Source organism: Candidatus Enterococcus wittei, assembly GCF_002140175.1.
Taxonomy (GTDB): Bacteria; Bacillota; Bacilli; order Lactobacillales; family Enterococcaceae; genus Enterococcus_B; species Enterococcus_B wittei.
In genome coordinates this window covers 368,710-385,277 of the sequence record NZ_NGMO01000002.1, presented here as the reverse complement: position 1 = coordinate 385,277, position 16,568 = coordinate 368,710, and the positions used below count along the sequence as shown (strand labels likewise).

Annotated in this window: 16 protein-coding genes and 2 pseudogenes; 6 read left to right on the top strand and 12 right to left on the bottom strand. The window is 34.7% G+C overall.

The genetic code is table 11. From position 1 onward, the window contains the following. Nucleotides 1-597: 597 nt before the first annotated feature. From A5844_RS06080 to A5844_RS06055, 6 genes are all read right to left on the bottom strand, one after another. Nucleotides 598-1,491, bottom strand: a complete 894-nt coding sequence (locus A5844_RS06080) for a DUF4767 domain-containing protein (RefSeq protein ID WP_002334083.1) — start codon at nt 1,489-1,491, stop codon at nt 598-600. 81 nt (nt 1,492-1,572) lie between these two features. Further along, entirely contained in the window at nt 1,573-2,463 is an 891-nt protein-coding gene (locus A5844_RS06075; protein ID WP_002324319.1) for an EcsC family protein, read from the bottom strand. Next, complete coding sequence (locus tag A5844_RS06070; protein ID WP_002324318.1) at nt 2,456-2,752, bottom strand: hypothetical protein; 297 nt, start codon at nt 2,750-2,752, stop codon at nt 2,456-2,458. Before A5844_RS06070 ends, A5844_RS06075 begins: the two co-directional genes overlap by 8 nt. 155 nt (nt 2,753-2,907) lie before the next feature. Then, nucleotides 2,908-3,453, bottom strand: coding sequence for a DUF1643 domain-containing protein (locus A5844_RS06065; RefSeq protein ID WP_086284357.1), 546 nt, complete (start codon nt 3,451-3,453; stop codon nt 2,908-2,910). 173 nt (nt 3,454-3,626) lie between these two features. After that, nucleotides 3,627-3,926, bottom strand: coding sequence for a 4'-phosphopantetheinyl transferase (locus tag A5844_RS06060; protein WP_086284356.1), 300 nt, complete (start codon nt 3,924-3,926; stop codon nt 3,627-3,629). A 26-nt stretch (nt 3,927-3,952) separates the two neighbouring features. Continuing rightward, nucleotides 3,953-4,261: a DUF960 domain-containing protein gene (locus A5844_RS06055; RefSeq protein WP_002326405.1), complete on the bottom strand. Its 309-nt coding sequence runs from the start codon at nt 4,259-4,261 to the stop codon at nt 3,953-3,955. A gap of 315 nt (nt 4,262-4,576) precedes the next feature. Here A5844_RS06055 and A5844_RS06050 point away from each other — a divergent pair, with 315 nt between their 5' ends. Beyond that, on the top strand, nt 4,577-5,755 hold the full coding sequence (locus A5844_RS06050; RefSeq protein ID WP_086284355.1) for an IS256 family transposase: 1,179 nt from the start codon (nt 4,577-4,579) through the stop codon (nt 5,753-5,755). A 104-nt stretch (nt 5,756-5,859) separates the two neighbouring features. On the opposite strand, the gene A5844_RS06045 is transcribed toward A5844_RS06050, so the two are convergent. Both A5844_RS06045 and A5844_RS06040 read right to left on the bottom strand, forming a co-directional pair. Next, entirely contained in the window at nt 5,860-6,474 is a 615-nt protein-coding gene (locus A5844_RS06045; RefSeq protein ID WP_065305703.1) for a recombinase family protein, read from the bottom strand. A 377-nt stretch (nt 6,475-6,851) separates the two neighbouring features. After that, nucleotides 6,852-7,544, bottom strand: a complete 693-nt coding sequence (locus tag A5844_RS06040; RefSeq protein ID WP_070828500.1) for a MurR/RpiR family transcriptional regulator — start codon at nt 7,542-7,544, stop codon at nt 6,852-6,854. A 40-nt stretch (nt 7,545-7,584) separates the two neighbouring features. On the opposite strand from A5844_RS06040, the gene A5844_RS06035 reads away from it, so the two are divergent. The 4 genes and pseudogenes from A5844_RS06035 to A5844_RS06015 all read left to right on the top strand — a co-directional run. Continuing rightward, the gene (locus A5844_RS06035) at nt 7,585-8,202 is read left to right on the top strand and encodes an AAA family ATPase (protein ID WP_070828501.1); all 618 of its coding nucleotides are present in this window, start codon (nt 7,585-7,587) and stop codon (nt 8,200-8,202) included. Between the two features lie 11 nt (nt 8,203-8,213). Continuing rightward, complete coding sequence (locus A5844_RS06030) at nt 8,214-9,515, top strand: PTS sugar transporter subunit IIC (protein ID WP_070828502.1); 1,302 nt, start codon at nt 8,214-8,216, stop codon at nt 9,513-9,515. A gap of 352 nt (nt 9,516-9,867) precedes the next feature. Next, nucleotides 9,868-10,377: a hypothetical protein gene (locus A5844_RS06025; RefSeq protein ID WP_070828503.1), complete on the top strand. Its 510-nt coding sequence runs from the start codon at nt 9,868-9,870 to the stop codon at nt 10,375-10,377. A gap of 420 nt (nt 10,378-10,797) precedes the next feature. Further along, a pseudogene (locus A5844_RS06015) lies at nt 10,798-11,253 on the top strand (DUF6036 family nucleotidyltransferase); the annotation flags it as partial. A gap of 273 nt (nt 11,254-11,526) precedes the next feature. Here the strand turns inward: A5844_RS06015 and A5844_RS06010 are convergent. The 4 genes and pseudogenes from A5844_RS06010 to rlmH form a co-directional block, all read right to left on the bottom strand. Beyond that, a complete protein-coding gene (locus tag A5844_RS06010) occupies nt 11,527-12,099 on the bottom strand; it encodes an AAA family ATPase (protein ID WP_070828506.1) in 573 nt (190 codons plus the stop codon). A gap of 33 nt (nt 12,100-12,132) precedes the next feature. Then, nucleotides 12,133-13,302: pseudogene (locus A5844_RS06005) on the bottom strand (IS256 family transposase). 159 nt (nt 13,303-13,461) lie between these two features. After that, entirely contained in the window at nt 13,462-13,800 is a 339-nt protein-coding gene (locus tag A5844_RS14600) for a PDDEXK-like family protein (RefSeq protein ID WP_234944229.1), read from the bottom strand. Between the two features lie 324 nt (nt 13,801-14,124). Continuing rightward, nucleotides 14,125-14,604 carry a 23S rRNA (pseudouridine(1915)-N(3))-methyltransferase RlmH gene (gene rlmH / locus A5844_RS05995; RefSeq protein ID WP_086284354.1) on the bottom strand — a complete coding sequence of 160 codons (480 nt, stop codon included), beginning with the start codon at nt 14,602-14,604 and terminating at the stop codon, nt 14,125-14,127. A 644-nt stretch (nt 14,605-15,248) separates the two neighbouring features. Between rlmH and A5844_RS05990 the strand changes: the two genes are divergently transcribed. Next, a complete protein-coding gene (locus tag A5844_RS05990) occupies nt 15,249-16,532 on the top strand; it encodes a S1C family serine protease (protein WP_086284353.1) in 1,284 nt (427 codons plus the stop codon). The last annotated feature ends 36 nt before the right edge of the window (nt 16,533-16,568 follow it).

Sequence of the window (16,568 nt, the reverse complement as noted above, 5' to 3'; positions counted from 1 at the left end):
ATACCAAGAGAATCACCTCATTCATATATTAAGTCACTAAATCATTGACACTCAAATTCTTTCTACAGTACATAAACTCTATTTTCTAAAATATTCTCTTGAATACTTTCTTAACTATTCTATTATATCAAAAAGTCAAGTAAAACAGGAAATCATAGAAAGTTTGTCATACTTTCTATGATTCCTGCATTAATTCCGTTTTATATACTTTAGTGAAACAAATAGACAAAAACAAGCTCTTCTTAGTACCAAAGTACCTAAAGTGACAATCTTTTATTTCATTTTACTTTTCTCACTCATTTTTTATCAACTATCTTTTGGTCACTTTGGGGACTTCTAGTACTGTATTGGTTTTCAATTAAATATCTCATTCAAAAGAATGCTTGTGCTCTTTCAATTATCGTTCCTATTATTTTTATGTATATTAGTTAAAAAGTCATTTAATACATTCTTTCTCCCTCTTTATAGATAAAACTGATTCTTAAAAAGCTTATGGTGCTTTTTAAGAATCAGTTATTACTTGATGATGTATAACTCTAATTATTGAACCGTGTTAGAATGATGAATCATCCTAAAAGCCTCGTCCATTTGTAACTCTTATTTCAAATTAGGGTATTTTTCTAATAGATTCATCGCACTTTGTGCTAGTTGTGCATTGGTCGCATTACCTACGAAAGAATCAAGTATTTCTTCATCTGGAATTGAGTTTAATACCTCTTCATTAAATCCTTGATTTTGTTTTAATATTTCCCTAATTGCTTGTGCTCTTTCATGTGAACTTGGCATAGCTGAATCAGTTGTTGCTTGTTGAGTAGATTCTTCTACTACTGGAGTTTGAGGAGTTTGTCCATTCACAATATCACTGAAACCTTGTTTTAATTGTTGATTTTGAGTTTCGTTAAAGTACAGATAATTATTTTCATTACCTTGATTTTGTTGCGTTAAATAAACTTTAGGTTGTCCATTTTGAAAACCGAAAAAGTAAACATGCTGCCCTAAATATTCCCCAGTTTCTACATCAGAATAAACTGCTACTAAATTGAAATCTGCTTGACCAGTTCCATCTTCTGACCATTGTACGGTAACTGGTGCTTCATTGATTGCCATTTTCCAATTGCCATTAATCACGGCTTGTGGTAAAGGAGTGCCATACAGACTTACATTGTTCTGAGGATTGTAGCTTTTATATTCTTGCCCTAATGTCTTTCCCCATTGTGGGACAAAAGTTGCTAGTTGAGATGCTTTATTTGTATCCCATAATTCTTGTTTTATTTGAGAATCACTCGTATCTGAACTCGTTGCCTTACTAGACTCTGTTGTGTTAGTTTCTAGAGTAGTTGTTTCTATTTCTTTTGTAGAAGATTCCTTTCTTGTTGTTTCAGTTTCATGAGTTGTTGAATCCACTTGTTTCTTTTGTTCATTTTGAGAGACAGTAGAACATCCTCCAAGTAAAAGAATCGTGCCTAATAGGAATAATCGTTTTGCTTTCATCCTGTTTCTTCTCCTAATAATAAATTTGAATTCATTCAAGAAAAAGAACCACTCGTATAAGTGGTTGCTTTTTCTAAATAATTATTTCTTTAACAGCTCTTGCTTCAATTGTTGAAACTCTTCTTCTGTAATCATATTCGTTTCCAACAAATGAGAAAGTCTTTCTAATTGAGAAAGAACTGTATCAGAAGACGCGATATCAGAAGATACTTCTTCAAATTCACCTTCTAAAATATCTAAATCTTGTTGGAGACTTTCTTCTGTATACGCTACATTTTTTCCTAACTCTGTTTGAAGCTTTGTTGCCATTGGTTTCATAGACAAGTAATTGATGCCTCCTGAAACAACGCCTCCCACAACTGGTACTGCTTTAGAAATACCTTTCGCGAAGGTATTTTTAGTTAACTTTGTACCAAAAATACCTAGTACTCGTTTGATTACTGGATAATACAACGTTTGTGTCAATGCTTTTTGAGGAATCTTTTTCAATGCTTGTGTAGATAACTTTCCAGACATCGCTCGTACGGCAGAACCTGCAGAAGTTACTCCAAGCATAATTCCCAAATACAATATCAGCGTATTCTTTGCTTCTTCACTGAGCTCTCCATTCTCTCCCATTAAATCCTTAAATCCATAAATGTACGAAATTTCCTGTGCTAATCGTAATGAATAACCAAAGAACTGAAGGAGATCCGCTGGAATAGTTGCTGCCATAGCGATACCTCCTGGGAGTCCAGTTGCTAACGATACCGCACTTGATTTCAAGGTAATCGATTGAATACATTTTTGTGCTTCACGATCTAGCATTTCTTTGGATAAAAATGCTTGTGGTCCCTTTTCTATGAGTCCTTCAATATCAGAAACTTTTCCTTGAAATGTTTGAATCAAAAATGCTCGACGATCAACTTTGACCATTGGTAATTTGAATGCTTCTTCTATGATTCTCAAACCTACTGTTTCTTCATTAGCCATGTACATGTTGCTCCTTTTGTTGTTGTCTGATAATACTTTGAATCCATCTCGTTGAAAAACCATACCGATCCGTTAATTTCCTAGAATCAATGGAATGGTTTTCTTGTACCATTGTTTCAATTTTTTGAGCGACTAATTCTCGGTCATACATTTTCATTGGGAACGATAACTGTTGCCCACGAAAAGCAATATAAAACTGATAAAGTAAATCCGTGTCTAGTCCTTTTTCCTCAAAAAATTCATAGATACTTTTATACGAACTCGTCAAACATTCCCCATCTACTTTCACTTGCTCACCTCCATTTCCTCTGACATTTTAAAAATATCATATTGATTCCTTCATTGATAATGCATATAACAAGAGGTTTTACAAGTTGTTTAGTCTGTAAAAGAACAAGTAAAATAACAGAAAAAGAAACATATACATTGAATACTTATTTTCGTTTATTGAAATAACAAAGAATGATCTGCCAATTGCCATTCATTACGAACATGAATACTTAATGGATGGGATAACTTGCCTTCTGCATTTATCAATACTTTGGTCATCTTTTTTTGTTTCGCACTCAATTGATCGTAAATGGTCTTCGCTTGTTCATAAGCCACTTGACTCGTCGCTGTAATCGAACCACAAGCAAAAATAATGGTGTTGATTTTCTTTTCTGTGAAAACAGTTGTTAATATTTCCAAAGATTGTTCATCATTTCCACGAGGAAATACCCGAGGACTTTTCGCTTTTGTATACGAAAAAAGATTCACAGCAATAAAACCAGTAAATCCTAATTGTCGGATATTCTTTTCGATTAATAACATACTCAAATCATTCGTAAATGGTTCTGTATCTGTTGGACGAATAGTAATGACTACCGCTAATTTATCTTCCGCTTCTTTTCCTTTGATCGCCCATTGTCGTTTGAAAACATAGCGATGGGTTTGATGAGGATCTCGCCAAACTTCTGTTTGTGTGGTCACTAATTCTTTTTCAATCATCTCTTTTTCTCCTATGCTAATTTTTGTTCAAGCACTTCAATTACCATTGCCGTTATAAGTGTCAATACTAGTTGAAAATATTTCATATTCTTTCTCCTTTTTTCTTCATAATTTGATGAATCGCGGTAAGGATATCTTCTAAACATTTCGCAATCATTCTCAAATAATCGATCTTATTCATCCGTTCCTCCAATCTGACTCCAAACCAATCGTCCTTCTACCAGTAACCCACGAACAAATTCTCGCTGGCTGGTAATATCTGTAATGAAATAAACCACATAGTCTTTCCCACTTTGTGGTGCACAATAAATATAAAGATGTGTCATCACTAAACGTGGTAGATGAACATCTTTAGGAAGTGTACCCATTTCAATTTCCTCTTTTTCCATCGTAACGGATTCATAGCCCCACTCTTCAGGAGTAGTGACTAGCTGTGCACACTTTTCCAGTACTTCGATAGCCGTTTCTAACAAGTCCTTTCGTTCCTTTCTTTTAGATATTAGTATTCTTCTGGTAATAACATCGTTTGATACTCACCCGAATCAATGACCCATATTTTTTGAGACACTGATTTCAAACGAAGCTTAGGTGAAATCAGATACTCTTTTCTTTCTTCCGGTTCTTCTTGACGATGAACCAACTTTTGATTTCCTTTTTCTATAGAAAATTCAAAAATTTGAAGATAGTCTAAAGGAAGTTGCTTTTGAACCTTTTGATCGATTAGGTTCCAACATAAAGCTTGTAATTCCACTGGTAAACTGTCCATTAGTCCCTTTGTGACATAACGTTGTCCTTTATTTTGAAACATTTCTTTTCCCTCCTTTGCCATTAAAAATAGCCCAATCTTCTATAAAGAAGATTGGGCTTCATGGATATAATATATAGTTAAATTTATCTTTGTTTCATTGCTATATTATTTAGATTAATTGGAAGACATCACGAATAAATATAAGAAGTGCTTTCCTAGAAATCTATATTTCCTATTTCCATATTTAGTATCTCTATACTAAATTGCGGAGAGTGTAAAATATTTTGTGTAAATGAAAAAATCCATACAAAAAAGGAAGTCCCTTCTGTAGAATAAAGTTAACGACAACCAATTCACAGAAAAGAGGACTTCCCCATGAATGATTTTACTACAGAAATTGTGCAAACTCTAGTCACTAAAGGCGATTTAAATGAATTATTCCGTTTGCACTTAGAAAAAGCGATAAACACACTCCTACGGACTGAATTAACGGCTTTTTTAGATTACGAAAAATATGATCGCACTGGTTTTAATTCAGGTAATTCGAGAAACGGTTCTTATGTTCGATCAATCAAAACCGAATATGGTGAATTAACATTGGAAATACCTAGAGTTCGTAATGGTGAGTTTAAACAACAAACTTTACCAGCCTACAAAAGAACAAACGACACATTAGAAACCACTATTATCCATTTATTCGAAAAAGGTGTTACGATGTCTGAAATTGCTGATTTAATCGAAAAAATGTATGGGCATCACTATACTCCACAAACCATGTCCAACATGACTAAAGTTCTGACTGAAGAAGTAAACGCCTTTAAATCCAGAGCCTTAAATGATAAGTATGTTGCTATTTTTATGGACGCTACTTATATTCCATTAAAACGTCAAACCGTATCCAAAGAAGCGATTTATATTGCCATTGGTATACGAGAAGACGGCACTAAAGAAGTACTAAGTTATGCGATTGCTCCGACTGAATCAACATACGTTTGGAATGAGCTGCTACAGGATATTAACTCCAGAGGAGTTCAAGAAGTCTTGCTTTTTATTACGGATGGCTTAAAAGGCATGAAAGATACCATCCAACAAATTTATCCTAAAGCAAAATATCAGCATTGTTGTATCCATGTATCTCGTAATATTGCTCATAAAGTACGTGTCAAAGACCGAAAAGAAATCTGTGATGACTTTAAGGCTGTTTATCAAGCTAAATCAAAGGAAGAAGCGAATACATTCTTATCCTGTATGATTGAGAAATGGAAGAAAAACTATCCTAAAGTGACGCAGTCACTCATAGAAAACCAAGATTTATTGACTTTTTATGAGTTTCCGCCCAGTATTCGTAGAACCATTTACTCAACCAATCTAATCGAGTCTTTCAATAAGCAAATTAAAAAGTACAGCCGCAGAAAAGAGCAGTTTCAAAATGAAGAATCACTAGAACGCTTTCTAGTCAGCATTTTTGATACATACAATCAAAAATTTCTAAACAGAAGCCATAAAGGTTTCCAACAAGTAACCGATACATTAGTTTCAATGTTTACTGAGTAACTAATTATTTTGCAGAAGAACGATTTATTTACACAAAATTATTGACGCTCCCCCCAAAATAATCAGCCTTTTATTATTCACAACTCATCCACCTATTTTATTATTTATTTTACATCTTTTTGTTTCTGTCTAACTTCATCAGTAATACCATATTTCATTCTATATCTTCTAAACGTCCTTCGATTAATACCTGTTTGCTCTTCAACTTCTTTATCTGTAGATCCAGCTAAAAACAAATTAAATGCTAACTGAAGGCGTGGATCATTCTCTCGATACTTGGGTTTTCCACCCTTATATTTTCCTTTTGCTTTGGCAAGTGCAATACCTTGCTTCTGTGTTTCAAGTATATATTTACGTTCATCTTCAGCCTGGTACTTGTATAGTTCAATAATTAAATTATTAAGTAATCGACGTAGGTTATCATCAGTAATACCTGTTAACGCTGGTAAATTTAAAACTTCAAGTGTCGCTTTCTTCAGCTGGATCAAATTCATCGTTTCTGTTAGCTCTTTATTATTTCGTCCAAGACGTTTAAGTTCGGTGACTACCACAATATCATCTTCACGAATAAAATTCATCATTTCTTGAAATGCTTCTCGATTTGTATCTTTTCCACTTAACTTATCAGTAAAAATTTTATCACAGTCAGATAAAAGCTCCAATTGTCGATCTAAATTTTGATCTGTACTACTTACTCGTGCATATCCAATTTTAGCCATAAAAAAACTCCTTTAAAAATCAAAAATTTTGATCATAATTAAAATCCTGTTGCCCAACTCTGTTGACCCCTTAGAAATCCAAGTATAACACGAACACACAAAAAGCCCAACAGGGTATACCCTGTTGGGCTTTAAAATCAGATTTCTATTTTCTGAGTGTCACTTTTCTAAGACTTCTATATCTTCTAATAAATTTGGAGATATTGTTAATTAAGTTAACTAATTAAATTCTATTAATGAGATATTTAAGGGAATGGAAATTTTTTCTAAACAAGTTTGCAAATTCCTAAACATGTTCAGAATAAAGAGAAAAAACTTACATTTCAAAAGAGATTCTTTATACTAGGTTTTGAAGAAACAGTGGCCACATCGTTCTTCTATTCAAAAATAGCCTTCAGTGCTGCACTTAGCAAAAGCTCAAATTGGTTCAGTGTTGTGCCAAAGAAAAGATTCGGTTGGTAATCGGAGATTCTTTTGGGAGTATATGTTTCTGTGCTAATGGTCAGTGTGGCTAGACTGCCGATTTTTGAATTTTTTTGACCAACAAAAGCAATCACATCGATATGGTGGTCGTTAGCCATTTTCGCTAGCTCAGCTAACCGAACTGTATCCCCAGAATTAGAAATAATAACGAGCAAAATGTCTTGCTGCACTTGCTGTCTAAGAAATTCCAGATGGCTATTGGCAGTCGCACGAAAGCCATATAAATTAAGAGCTTCCGAAAAATAGTTGGCGAGATTCTGAGAGAAACCGGAGCCAAGGATCATGATGCGCTTGTCGCGATACTCAGAGAGTAAATCGATAAATGCCGCCTGTTCCTCATCGGAGAAAGTGCTTGGCATCGCAATATCCGATTGGCTGTTACCTAATGCAAAAACCAACTCACTATAACCGGAATAGCCAATTTTCTTGGCCATATTGATGATTGTTGCTGTAGAGACATAGGATGCTTTAGCCACATCGCGAATTCCGATAGTTTTTAATGATTGCCGATTTTTTTTCATAAACCGCAAGACTTCTGCTTCTGAATCATTCAGTTGGTATTTATCTATAAGCATTTCAACATCCATAAGATCCACCTCAAATTTTATCAGTTAGGAGTATTATATCATGACAGAAACGAAATTTATTCAAGATCCCTGGGCAAAAATGACGACCCGCAACGGTTTACGCGGAGATGAAGTTATCTCGGCATTGCAAAAATCGATCCGTCGAGGCAAAGAAAAAGAGGCATGTGAATTTGCCTATGAAATGTATATCACCTCGCCGCAATTTGAAGAAAAACTCTGGAGAAGATTACTAGCGATCAGTGTTGAAGATGTAGGTATGGGAAATCCAATGGCTGCCATTATGATCAATAACTTGAACACGATGCGCAAGGAATTCCAATACAACGAATCCGATCGGGCAATGTATTTCTTCCATGCGATTCGTTACTTATGTCAGTCGGAAAAAGACCGCTCATCAGACTTGCTCAAGAACATTGTGATCAAGAGTTTCGCGATGGGCTATGTTCCAGAAATTCCTGATATTGCCTTGGATAAACATACTGTCCGCGGGCAGGAAATGGGTCGTGGCTCCGAACACTTCTTACATGAAGCCAGCAAAGTAATCCCACAAGCAAAAGTCACTAATGACTACAAAGAACATTACGAAAAAATCATCGAGAACTATGATCCAGATCACGTTGTGCCAAGCGCATTTTCATTCAATCCTTGGCAAGTATAGGAGGAAGTTACATGGAAAACTCTACATTTATCATGAAGCTGAATGACGTCCTAAGCCCCATCGCAGCAAAAATTGGCAATCAGCGCCACTTAAAAGCTATATCCAGCGGTATGATGTTTGGACTACCCTTTATTGTTATCGGTTCTTTTTTTCTAATCTTTGCCAACCCACCCATCAACATGGATCAGTATCATCCTGAAACAGCCAATATCTTTATGACATTTATGGCTGGCTGGAAAGATTTCGCTGTAGCAAACTATGATCTCATCACCGCGCCTTATCAATTGACGATGGGCATCATTGGTTTCATTAGCGTCTTTGGGATTGCCTTTTCTCTTGCCAATGAATACAAAATCAACCCTTCCATGAATGGCATGGTTGCATCCGTCATATTTCTAATGGTTTGTACACCAGTGAAAGAAGGCTCGATCAACCTCAATTTTCTAGGAACAAACGGACTCTTCGTCGCAATCATCATAGGATTGTTAGTGGTAGAAATCAATCGGTTGTTTGAAGTGAAACAGATTAAATTGAAACTGCCAGATACTGTTCCACCCATGGTGGCAACCTTCATCAATATGCTCGTTCCGCTGTTGACAAATATCATCATCTTCTATGGGATCAATTTGATCTTCTTAGCAACAACAAACAAAATCTTTCCTGAAGCAGTGATGGAGGTTCTGACTCCTGCAACGAACATCGCTGGCAGTCTCGGCGGTTTCTTATTGATCGTGACCTTAGGCAATATCTTATGGCTGTTTGGCATCAACGGTTCTTCAATCATCTTTCCCATCGTCTTTACACTAGGAATGGCTCAAACTGGCTTGAATGCCGAGCAAATGGCAAATGGCGAAACCATGACACACTTAATGAACTTACAAATGTTTCGGATTTCGGTCCTTGGCGGAGCTGGTGGTACTTTGGGATTGGTTTTATTGATGATGCGAAGCAAAGTTCCCGAATATCGCACAATCGGAAAATTGTCCTTGATTCCTGGAATCTGCTCCATCAACGAACCAGTGATCTTTGGCTTACCAATCGTTTTTAATCCCATTCTAGCAATCCCATTTTTGGTCACTCCGATCATTTCGTTATTGCTGACCTACTTTGCTCAGAGTCTCGGATGGATTGGAATTGGCTTTATCGTTGATCCTTCCTTCACACCGTTTTTTGCACAAGCTTATCTTTCAAGCATGGACTGGCGCAACATTCTCTTTTGCCTACTGTTGATCGTAATCAGTATCTTCATTTACTATCCATTCTTTAAAGTAATGGAGAACAATAAGACAAAATTAGTTGATCAAAATCTATAACCATTCTTCGTAACGAAGCAAGAGTATTTAATATTAGAGTGGATAGGATTTAGCTATACCTTTATATTAAGGGTAGTATGTAATATACTTGAAACTAATATAAAAACTATGTTAATCAAGAGTCAAGCAATCCCACCTGTATACTTATTTATTTTGTTGATAGCTTCGATACACTCTCCTGCTCTTATTATGATTAGATCGAGAACATGAAAGAGCAGGTGTGGCTCAATGTACCAGTTTAAGGTGGGATTTAAATTCTTTGGTTTTGCAGCGTTAACTACTGATATTACTCTTTGCAATATCAGTAGTTAACGCTAAAAGTGATAGGGAAGAAATTCGCTATAATAATGCTGTGAATGGTTCAGTTACTGAAGAAAGCAGCAGTGATGAGCAAATCACCATAACTGTAGACGGAACAGAAGAATCTGGAGAACCACTTAGTAAAGAAGCTGATGATGAGGTACTAAATGAGTATATTCAAAATTGGAAAGACCAAACTAGTGCTCTTGTAGGTCCTTTGCATATGGAATTTGATAGCATTGAACTAATTACAAAATATGATACACCATCTATAAGATTTTATACTTCTGGGGAATACCTAAATAAATTGCAAGAACTACAAAAACACTTTGTTTCTAGGATAAATTACTTTTCTAAGACGATAGGCTCTGAATCGGAATGTCGCTCTGCTTTAATTACAGAAACGATGGATGATGGTCATTTGACTAAACAAGCTTATGTCCATGCTCTAGAGTTTGTTGATTTTGTAAATGTTAATATTTCCGAATTAGATAAGGTTGCTGCAGCCTATGGAGATTCTGGGAATTTTAATTACGAATTATTCGTATCAGAAGACGAATGACGGATATAGACATCTTCTCATAACAAGAGTTGGAATGGAGTTAAATTTATCAAGAAATTGAATTTAATGAGAATTCTTGATATAATTATATTGATAAATACAAGAAAGAGGTGAGAGATATGAGCAAACTAACGCTTGCTTTTCGAAAACTTAGATTACAATATGCACAAGTAAAAGCTTTGAGAAACGATGCTAATGACGCCCGCTATAAAGAGCAACGAGACGTTTTGTTGCTTCTATTAAAATCTCCATCTCTGCTAGTCTCTACTGAACGCAGAGACTATAGCAAAAACCGGCTATATAAGTACACCAATGTCTTACTTGGATACTCACAAAACAAAGAAGACTATCAAATGCTTTTAAATGAGGTTACTCGATGAATGATAATATGAATCTTTTCATGCGCAATTAGCGAAAGAGGAGATCTTTGCTTCAGTTATTCTAATTGGCGGCCAAGCAGGCCGTTTTTTGTTAGAAGATTTTCGAATGACATATGATATCGATTTTATGGTCCAGGCTATTAATGATGCCAGCAAAGAAACCACTTTTCGTGAGTTAATGTTTCAAAACGATATAGAGGATGTTACTGTGGTAGAGGTTCCACCCCTAGAGGAAATTGAATTTCAAGATTCTATTGAATTTTCGAACTTGACGATATACATCCCGACTATTGAATACTTCGCTATCACAAAGCTCTTTAGCGACCGTTCAAAAGATGAATATGATTTAGTAAACAAAGGTATCATCGATGCATGCGACTCAGAAAAGCTTAGAAAGATGATTCAACTTTACAAAGGGGATGTATTGAATGTAAATAACCCTAATTCGAATTTCAACACGTTAAAAGATTTTCTTAAGAGTCGTGGAATTGAATAAACCTAAGTAAGAATATAAAAAAATAGACTAATGAAGCGCTCCCCCCAAAAAAAGTTAGACCAAATAAGGTCTATTTTTTTGAAGAGATAATAGTTAAAAAAGTCTGAAGTAGTTTTTCTTTTATTCTATGATACAATAAATTTGCGAATTGTGAAGATATCGAGCATGTACAACACCGAAGACAGCCCTATTGCGAATAGGTGTTACTTTTCTATTTAAATGGCAAAAATTTTCAGTAATAAATGACAAAAGCTACCAATTTTTGGTAGCTTTTTATATACCTATCACTAAACTATCTCTTGCTGCTTCGACAACTTCTACAGTAATCTTATCCATTTGATTGATTCTTAAAATACGATCAATCTGTGCAAATAAACGATGAATAAGCCTAAAATTACCTTTTGTGATTTTAATGATAGTTGTGATAGCTTCATAATCAGAAAAGTCTTCTAACTTAATATCAATTCCTAAGTCTGACCATTTGTATTCCAAAATATGGTATGTTTCATCCTTACTAAGGTTATCAAATTCATGCGGAAATCCTATGCGAGAGTAAAGTTGCGGATAACGAGACAACCTTTTTTCAATACCAGGCATACCGATAAGAACCATTGCCAAATCATTTCTATCATAAATATCTCTTAGCTGTTCTAAATGCTGAAGCTTTAAACGATCAATTTCATCGACAATAATTAAATCAATTGCTTCATAGGTTTTAGGCACAGAAGGATCTTCTTGATTGTATTTTAGTACCATATGCATTGCTTTAGTCAGACCTATTCTACTAGTTATTGTGTTAATATCCGAACAGACACGAGACATCTTTTCGGTTGCGTCAAGAATTATGTGTAAATGGAAAAGCCCATTCTGTTGATCAAGTTAAAACATTGATTCTAATGTATCATGTATTTCTTTAAAACCTTTATGAACTCGGCATAGAAACTTTTGATTATAGTTGTTGAATTGAGATACTAGAAATCTCTCCAGAGATTCTTCATTAGGAAATTGCTCTTTTCTTTTGGTATATTTCTTTAATTGTTTGTTAAAACCTTCAATCAAATTAGTTGAATAAATAGTTCTTCTGATTGACGGAGGGAAATTATAAAAGGTTAATATAGCAGGATTCATGAGCAATTTAACCACTCGTGGATACTGCTTTTTCCATTTATCTATCATAAACCTTATTTGATTATTTGCTTCTTCTTTTGAACTTGCTTGATAAACTAATTTGAAATCGCTACAGATTTCTTGTCGATCACTAACACGAACCTTATGAGCGATATTTCTAGATATATGGACACAACATTGTTGAAATTGAGCATTTGGATAAACACTATGAATACTATCGTTAATGCCACTTAAACCATCAGTTACGACTAATAAAACTTCTTTTAAACCACGATCTTTTAGGTCTTGAAGAATCTCTTTCCAAACATAAGCAGATTCAGTTGGAGAAAGACTAAACCCAAGAACCTCTTTGGTTCCATCTAATCGAATACCAATTACAATATAAACTGCTTCTTTTGAAACAGTTTGTCTTTTTAAAGGAATGTGAGTAGCATCCATAAAAATGACAGAGTATCTGGATTCTAAAGATCTTTCTTTAAAGGCAATAATATCTTCAGAAACTATTTTAGTCATATTTGAAATGGTTTGTGGCGTATAGTGATACCCGTACATTTTTTCAATCAATTCAGAGATTTCAGACATAGTAATTCCTTTTTGAACTAGCTGAATAATAGTGGTTTCTAAAGAGTCATTGGTTCTTTTATAAGCAGGTAAAGTTTGTTGAGAAAACTTACCATTTCTATCTCTAGGAATCACCAAATTTAATTCTCCATACTCTGTTCTGAATGAACGTGAATAATTCCCATTACGGGAATTACCTGAATTGAACCCAGCACGATCATATTTTTCATAATCAAGAAAAGCTGTTAATTCAGCCTGCAATAATGAATTAACAGCTAATTCTAAATGACATCAAAATAATTCATCTAAATCACCTTTATTGATTAGTGTTTCCATAATTTCTGTAGTAAAATCGTTCATATGGAAGTCCTCTTTTCTGTGAATGTGTTGTGGTAACTCTATTCTACAGAAGGGACTTCCTTTTTTCTATTTACACAAAATATTTTACACTCTCTTCAACGATATTCTTGTAAGTAATTATGCCCCAACTAGGATTTGTGGGTTCATTTCCATCTGGAGTTAAAAAACAAAAATTTTTTTATAGTTAGAATAATTGCGTTCTATATATCTTTGGTATTTATTAAGTTGCCCTCCAGACTCCGAAGACAGAATTTTATTTTCGATGCACACCACTATTTTATTTTTTTCCGATACCAATAAAATATCAATATTCTTATTTTCTCTGTAAACAATTAAATCTTCATAGCTATTAAGTAAAGCATCAAAATAATTGATAGCAGCTTTGGTATCATCATTAGAATCTATATACCTTTTCAAAAACATTTTAAAAAACTCATCAGATAAATTGTGGGTTTCATTTGGAGCAAACAAAAAAGCTAAAAAATTACTATGTCTTATTTCATTTTTAGATAGCTTAAGTATCTGAAATATATTTGTTTTCCCAGTCCATTTAGATAGTTTTCTTCAATATCATCCATATCCTCTAATAGATTTTTTAAACACTTTTTTTCATCTATCATGTTTTTTCTCCTTGCCATTATTCTAACTAAAATTTTACGTATTTGTTTCTATGTCTACATTATCTTTTTAACAGTATCTATTTTTCTTTTGCAACTTACTTGGCTACCAAAGCAAATAAAAAAGTTATTTATAAATTTCTCCCTACCACTACCTATTGCTATTATTTAAAATAGGGATAATTTTTTCTCTTAAAAAATATCATTATTTGTGGTATGGAGCCCCTGTATTGATCCGAAATGCGCGGTAGATTTGTTCGACTAGGATCAGGCGCATTAATTGGTGGGGATAAGTCATTTTACCAAAGGAGATTTGGGCATTGCTTCGTTTCATCACTGCATCGCTTAAGCCTAAAGAACCACCGATGACAAAGACTAATTGGCTTTTTCCTTGGATACCTAGTTGATCGATTTGCTTGGCAAATGCTTCACTTGTGGGGTTTTCTCCTTGGATTGCTAAGGCATAAACGTATTCTTGTTCTTTGATTTTTGCGAGGATCCGTTCTCCTTCCTTTTCTTTCACCTGTCGCATTTGGGCTTCACTGAGATTCTCGGGTGCTTTCTCATCTGGCACTTCGACTAATTCGATTTTTCCATAGGCCTTTAGTCGCTTCACATATTCATTGATTCCTTGAATCAAATATTTTTCTTTTAACTTACCTACTGAAATGATTTTTATATTCATAATGGCTTCCTTTCATCCTACATTTCTTCTTCCTTCTTATTATAATAAGGACACTACTAGAAGTCATTATTATATCTGCTTTAATAAAAAATGTTCAAAAAGAAACATTTTGATCTTCTGAATTGAATGGAACTATTTTTTTCCTCTTACCCAGGAGGAACTTTTGTTTCTCATTCTTGGTTCAAAAGATTTTACTCTTTTTTACACACAAAAAAGAAAAAATGGAGTGATTGTTTCCTATTTTTCTTTCTTCTTTTCTCTGAATATGTGCTTTTATTCGTTTATTAATTTTAATTGTTAAAAAGTTTTCCCACATAGTTATGCACATCATCCACAGGTTTATCCACAGAAAAGACCTATTTCGTTGCTTATTTTATAAGTATTTCTTAAGCAAACATATGTTTTGCACCGATTTTTCCACTTTATCCACATCTTGTTCATAACTTTTTCGCGTACTTGTTAGCGGTTTTTACAAATAGTTTTACACAATCCCTGTGGAAAACTATTTTTTCGTTTTTTTCATCTGAAAACAATGATTTTTCCTAAAGTTTTTCATAAAAAGTTCACAGTCTAGAAGTAGACTAATTTTAGCAAATAAGTCTATACTTAGCTTATCAATAAAATAATAACTGGAGGCAGATCACATGAACAGAAAAGATGTGACACCGAACATGAAAAAGAAAAAATCAAATGGTATCTGGCGCAAACTTGGTCTCGGCTTAGTAGGAGGCGTAATAGGGGGACTATTGACCGCTGGTATTTTTTATGGAGTAACTGGTGCTGGAAATCCTTCCACTACGACATCTAGTGGCACTCAAAATGCATCAGGAGAAACTGTAGTGGAAAATGTCAAAGTCAATGTAGACTCTGATATTACTTCCGCTGTTGAAAAAGTACAAGGCGCAGTAGTTTCTGTGATTAATTTACAGCGGCAAAGTTCTTCGAACGACTTTGGTTCTTTATTTGGGCAGCAACAACAAGAAAGTTCTGAAGATGGTGATTTAGAAGCTTATAGTGAAGGAAGTGGGGTCATCTACAAAAAAGATGGCAATACAGCTTATATCGTCACTAATAATCATGTAGTAGATGGACAACAAGGATTAGAAGTTTTATTAAAAGACGGCACGAAAGTAAAAGCAGAATTGGTTGGTACAGATGCTTATACGGACTTAGCTGTTTTGAAAATCAGTGCAGATAAAGTAGACACCGTTGCTTCATTTGGCGATTCAAACACATTGAAAGTCGGTGAACCTGCCATTGCTATCGGCTCACCATTAGGCTCTCAATACGCTAACTCTGTAACATCAGGAATCATCTCTTCATTGAATCGTCAAGTAACCAGTTCAAATGAATCAGGCGAAACAGTGAATATCAATGCGATCCAAACAGATGCAGCTATCAACCCAGGAAACTCTGGTGGTCCTCTAGTGAACATCGAAGGACAAGTAATTGGAATCAACTCAAGCAAAATTGCAACGACTTCAGAATCTGCCTCAAATGTGAGTGTCGAAGGAATGGGCTTTGCGATCCCAAGTGATGATGTTGTCAATATCATCAATCAATTAGAAAAAGACGGTAAAGTAACTCGTCCAGCTCTTGGGATTACGATGGTAGACTTGTCTGCTGTTTCTACCCAACAACAAGAACAAATCTTGAAAATCCCTTCTTCTGTGACAAATGGCGTGATCATCAACTCTGTACAACCTGCTACCCCAGCAGAAAAAGCCGGCTTGAAACAATATGATGTCATCACAGAAATCGATGGTACCAAAGTTTCTTCTGGAGTAGAATTACAATCCGTACTATACGGTAAAAAAGTAGGGGATTCCGTTAAAATCACTTACTACCAAGGATCAGACAAAAAGACTACAACCGTTGAGCTGACGATTGATCAGTCTGCTTTAAAACAAAATAACTCAAACGATTAAGAAAAAGACTACACATGACACTATAAAAAAGCCGGA

Coding starts and splice junctions, on each gene's coding strand:
- A5844_RS06035 (WP_070828501.1), top strand. CDS start 7,585: ATGACAGAAACGAAATTTATTCAAGATCCCTGGGCAAAAATGACGACC.
- A5844_RS06055 (WP_002326405.1), bottom strand. CDS start 4,261: ATGTTTCAAAATAAAGGACAACGTTATGTCACAAAGGGACTAATGGAC.
- rlmH (WP_086284354.1), bottom strand. CDS start 14,604: ATGAATATAAAAATCATTTCAGTAGGTAAGTTAAAAGAAAAATATTTG.
- A5844_RS06040 (WP_070828500.1), bottom strand. CDS start 7,544: ATGGATGTTGAAATGCTTATAGATAAATACCAACTGAATGATTCAGAA.
- A5844_RS05990 (WP_086284353.1), top strand. CDS start 15,249: ATGAACAGAAAAGATGTGACACCGAACATGAAAAAGAAAAAATCAAAT.
- A5844_RS06075 (WP_002324319.1), bottom strand. CDS start 2,463: ATGGCTAATGAAGAAACAGTAGGTTTGAGAATCATAGAAGAAGCATTC.
- A5844_RS06065 (WP_086284357.1), bottom strand. CDS start 3,453: ATGATTGAAAAAGAATTAGTGACCACACAAACAGAAGTTTGGCGAGAT.
- A5844_RS06030 (WP_070828502.1), top strand. CDS start 8,214: ATGGAAAACTCTACATTTATCATGAAGCTGAATGACGTCCTAAGCCCC.
- A5844_RS06050 (WP_086284355.1), top strand. CDS start 4,577: ATGAATGATTTTACTACAGAAATTGTGCAAACTCTAGTCACTAAAGGC.
- A5844_RS06045 (WP_065305703.1), bottom strand. CDS start 6,474: ATGGCTAAAATTGGATATGCACGAGTAAGTAGTACAGATCAAAATTTA.
- A5844_RS06080 (WP_002334083.1), bottom strand. CDS start 1,491: ATGAAAGCAAAACGATTATTCCTATTAGGCACGATTCTTTTACTTGGA.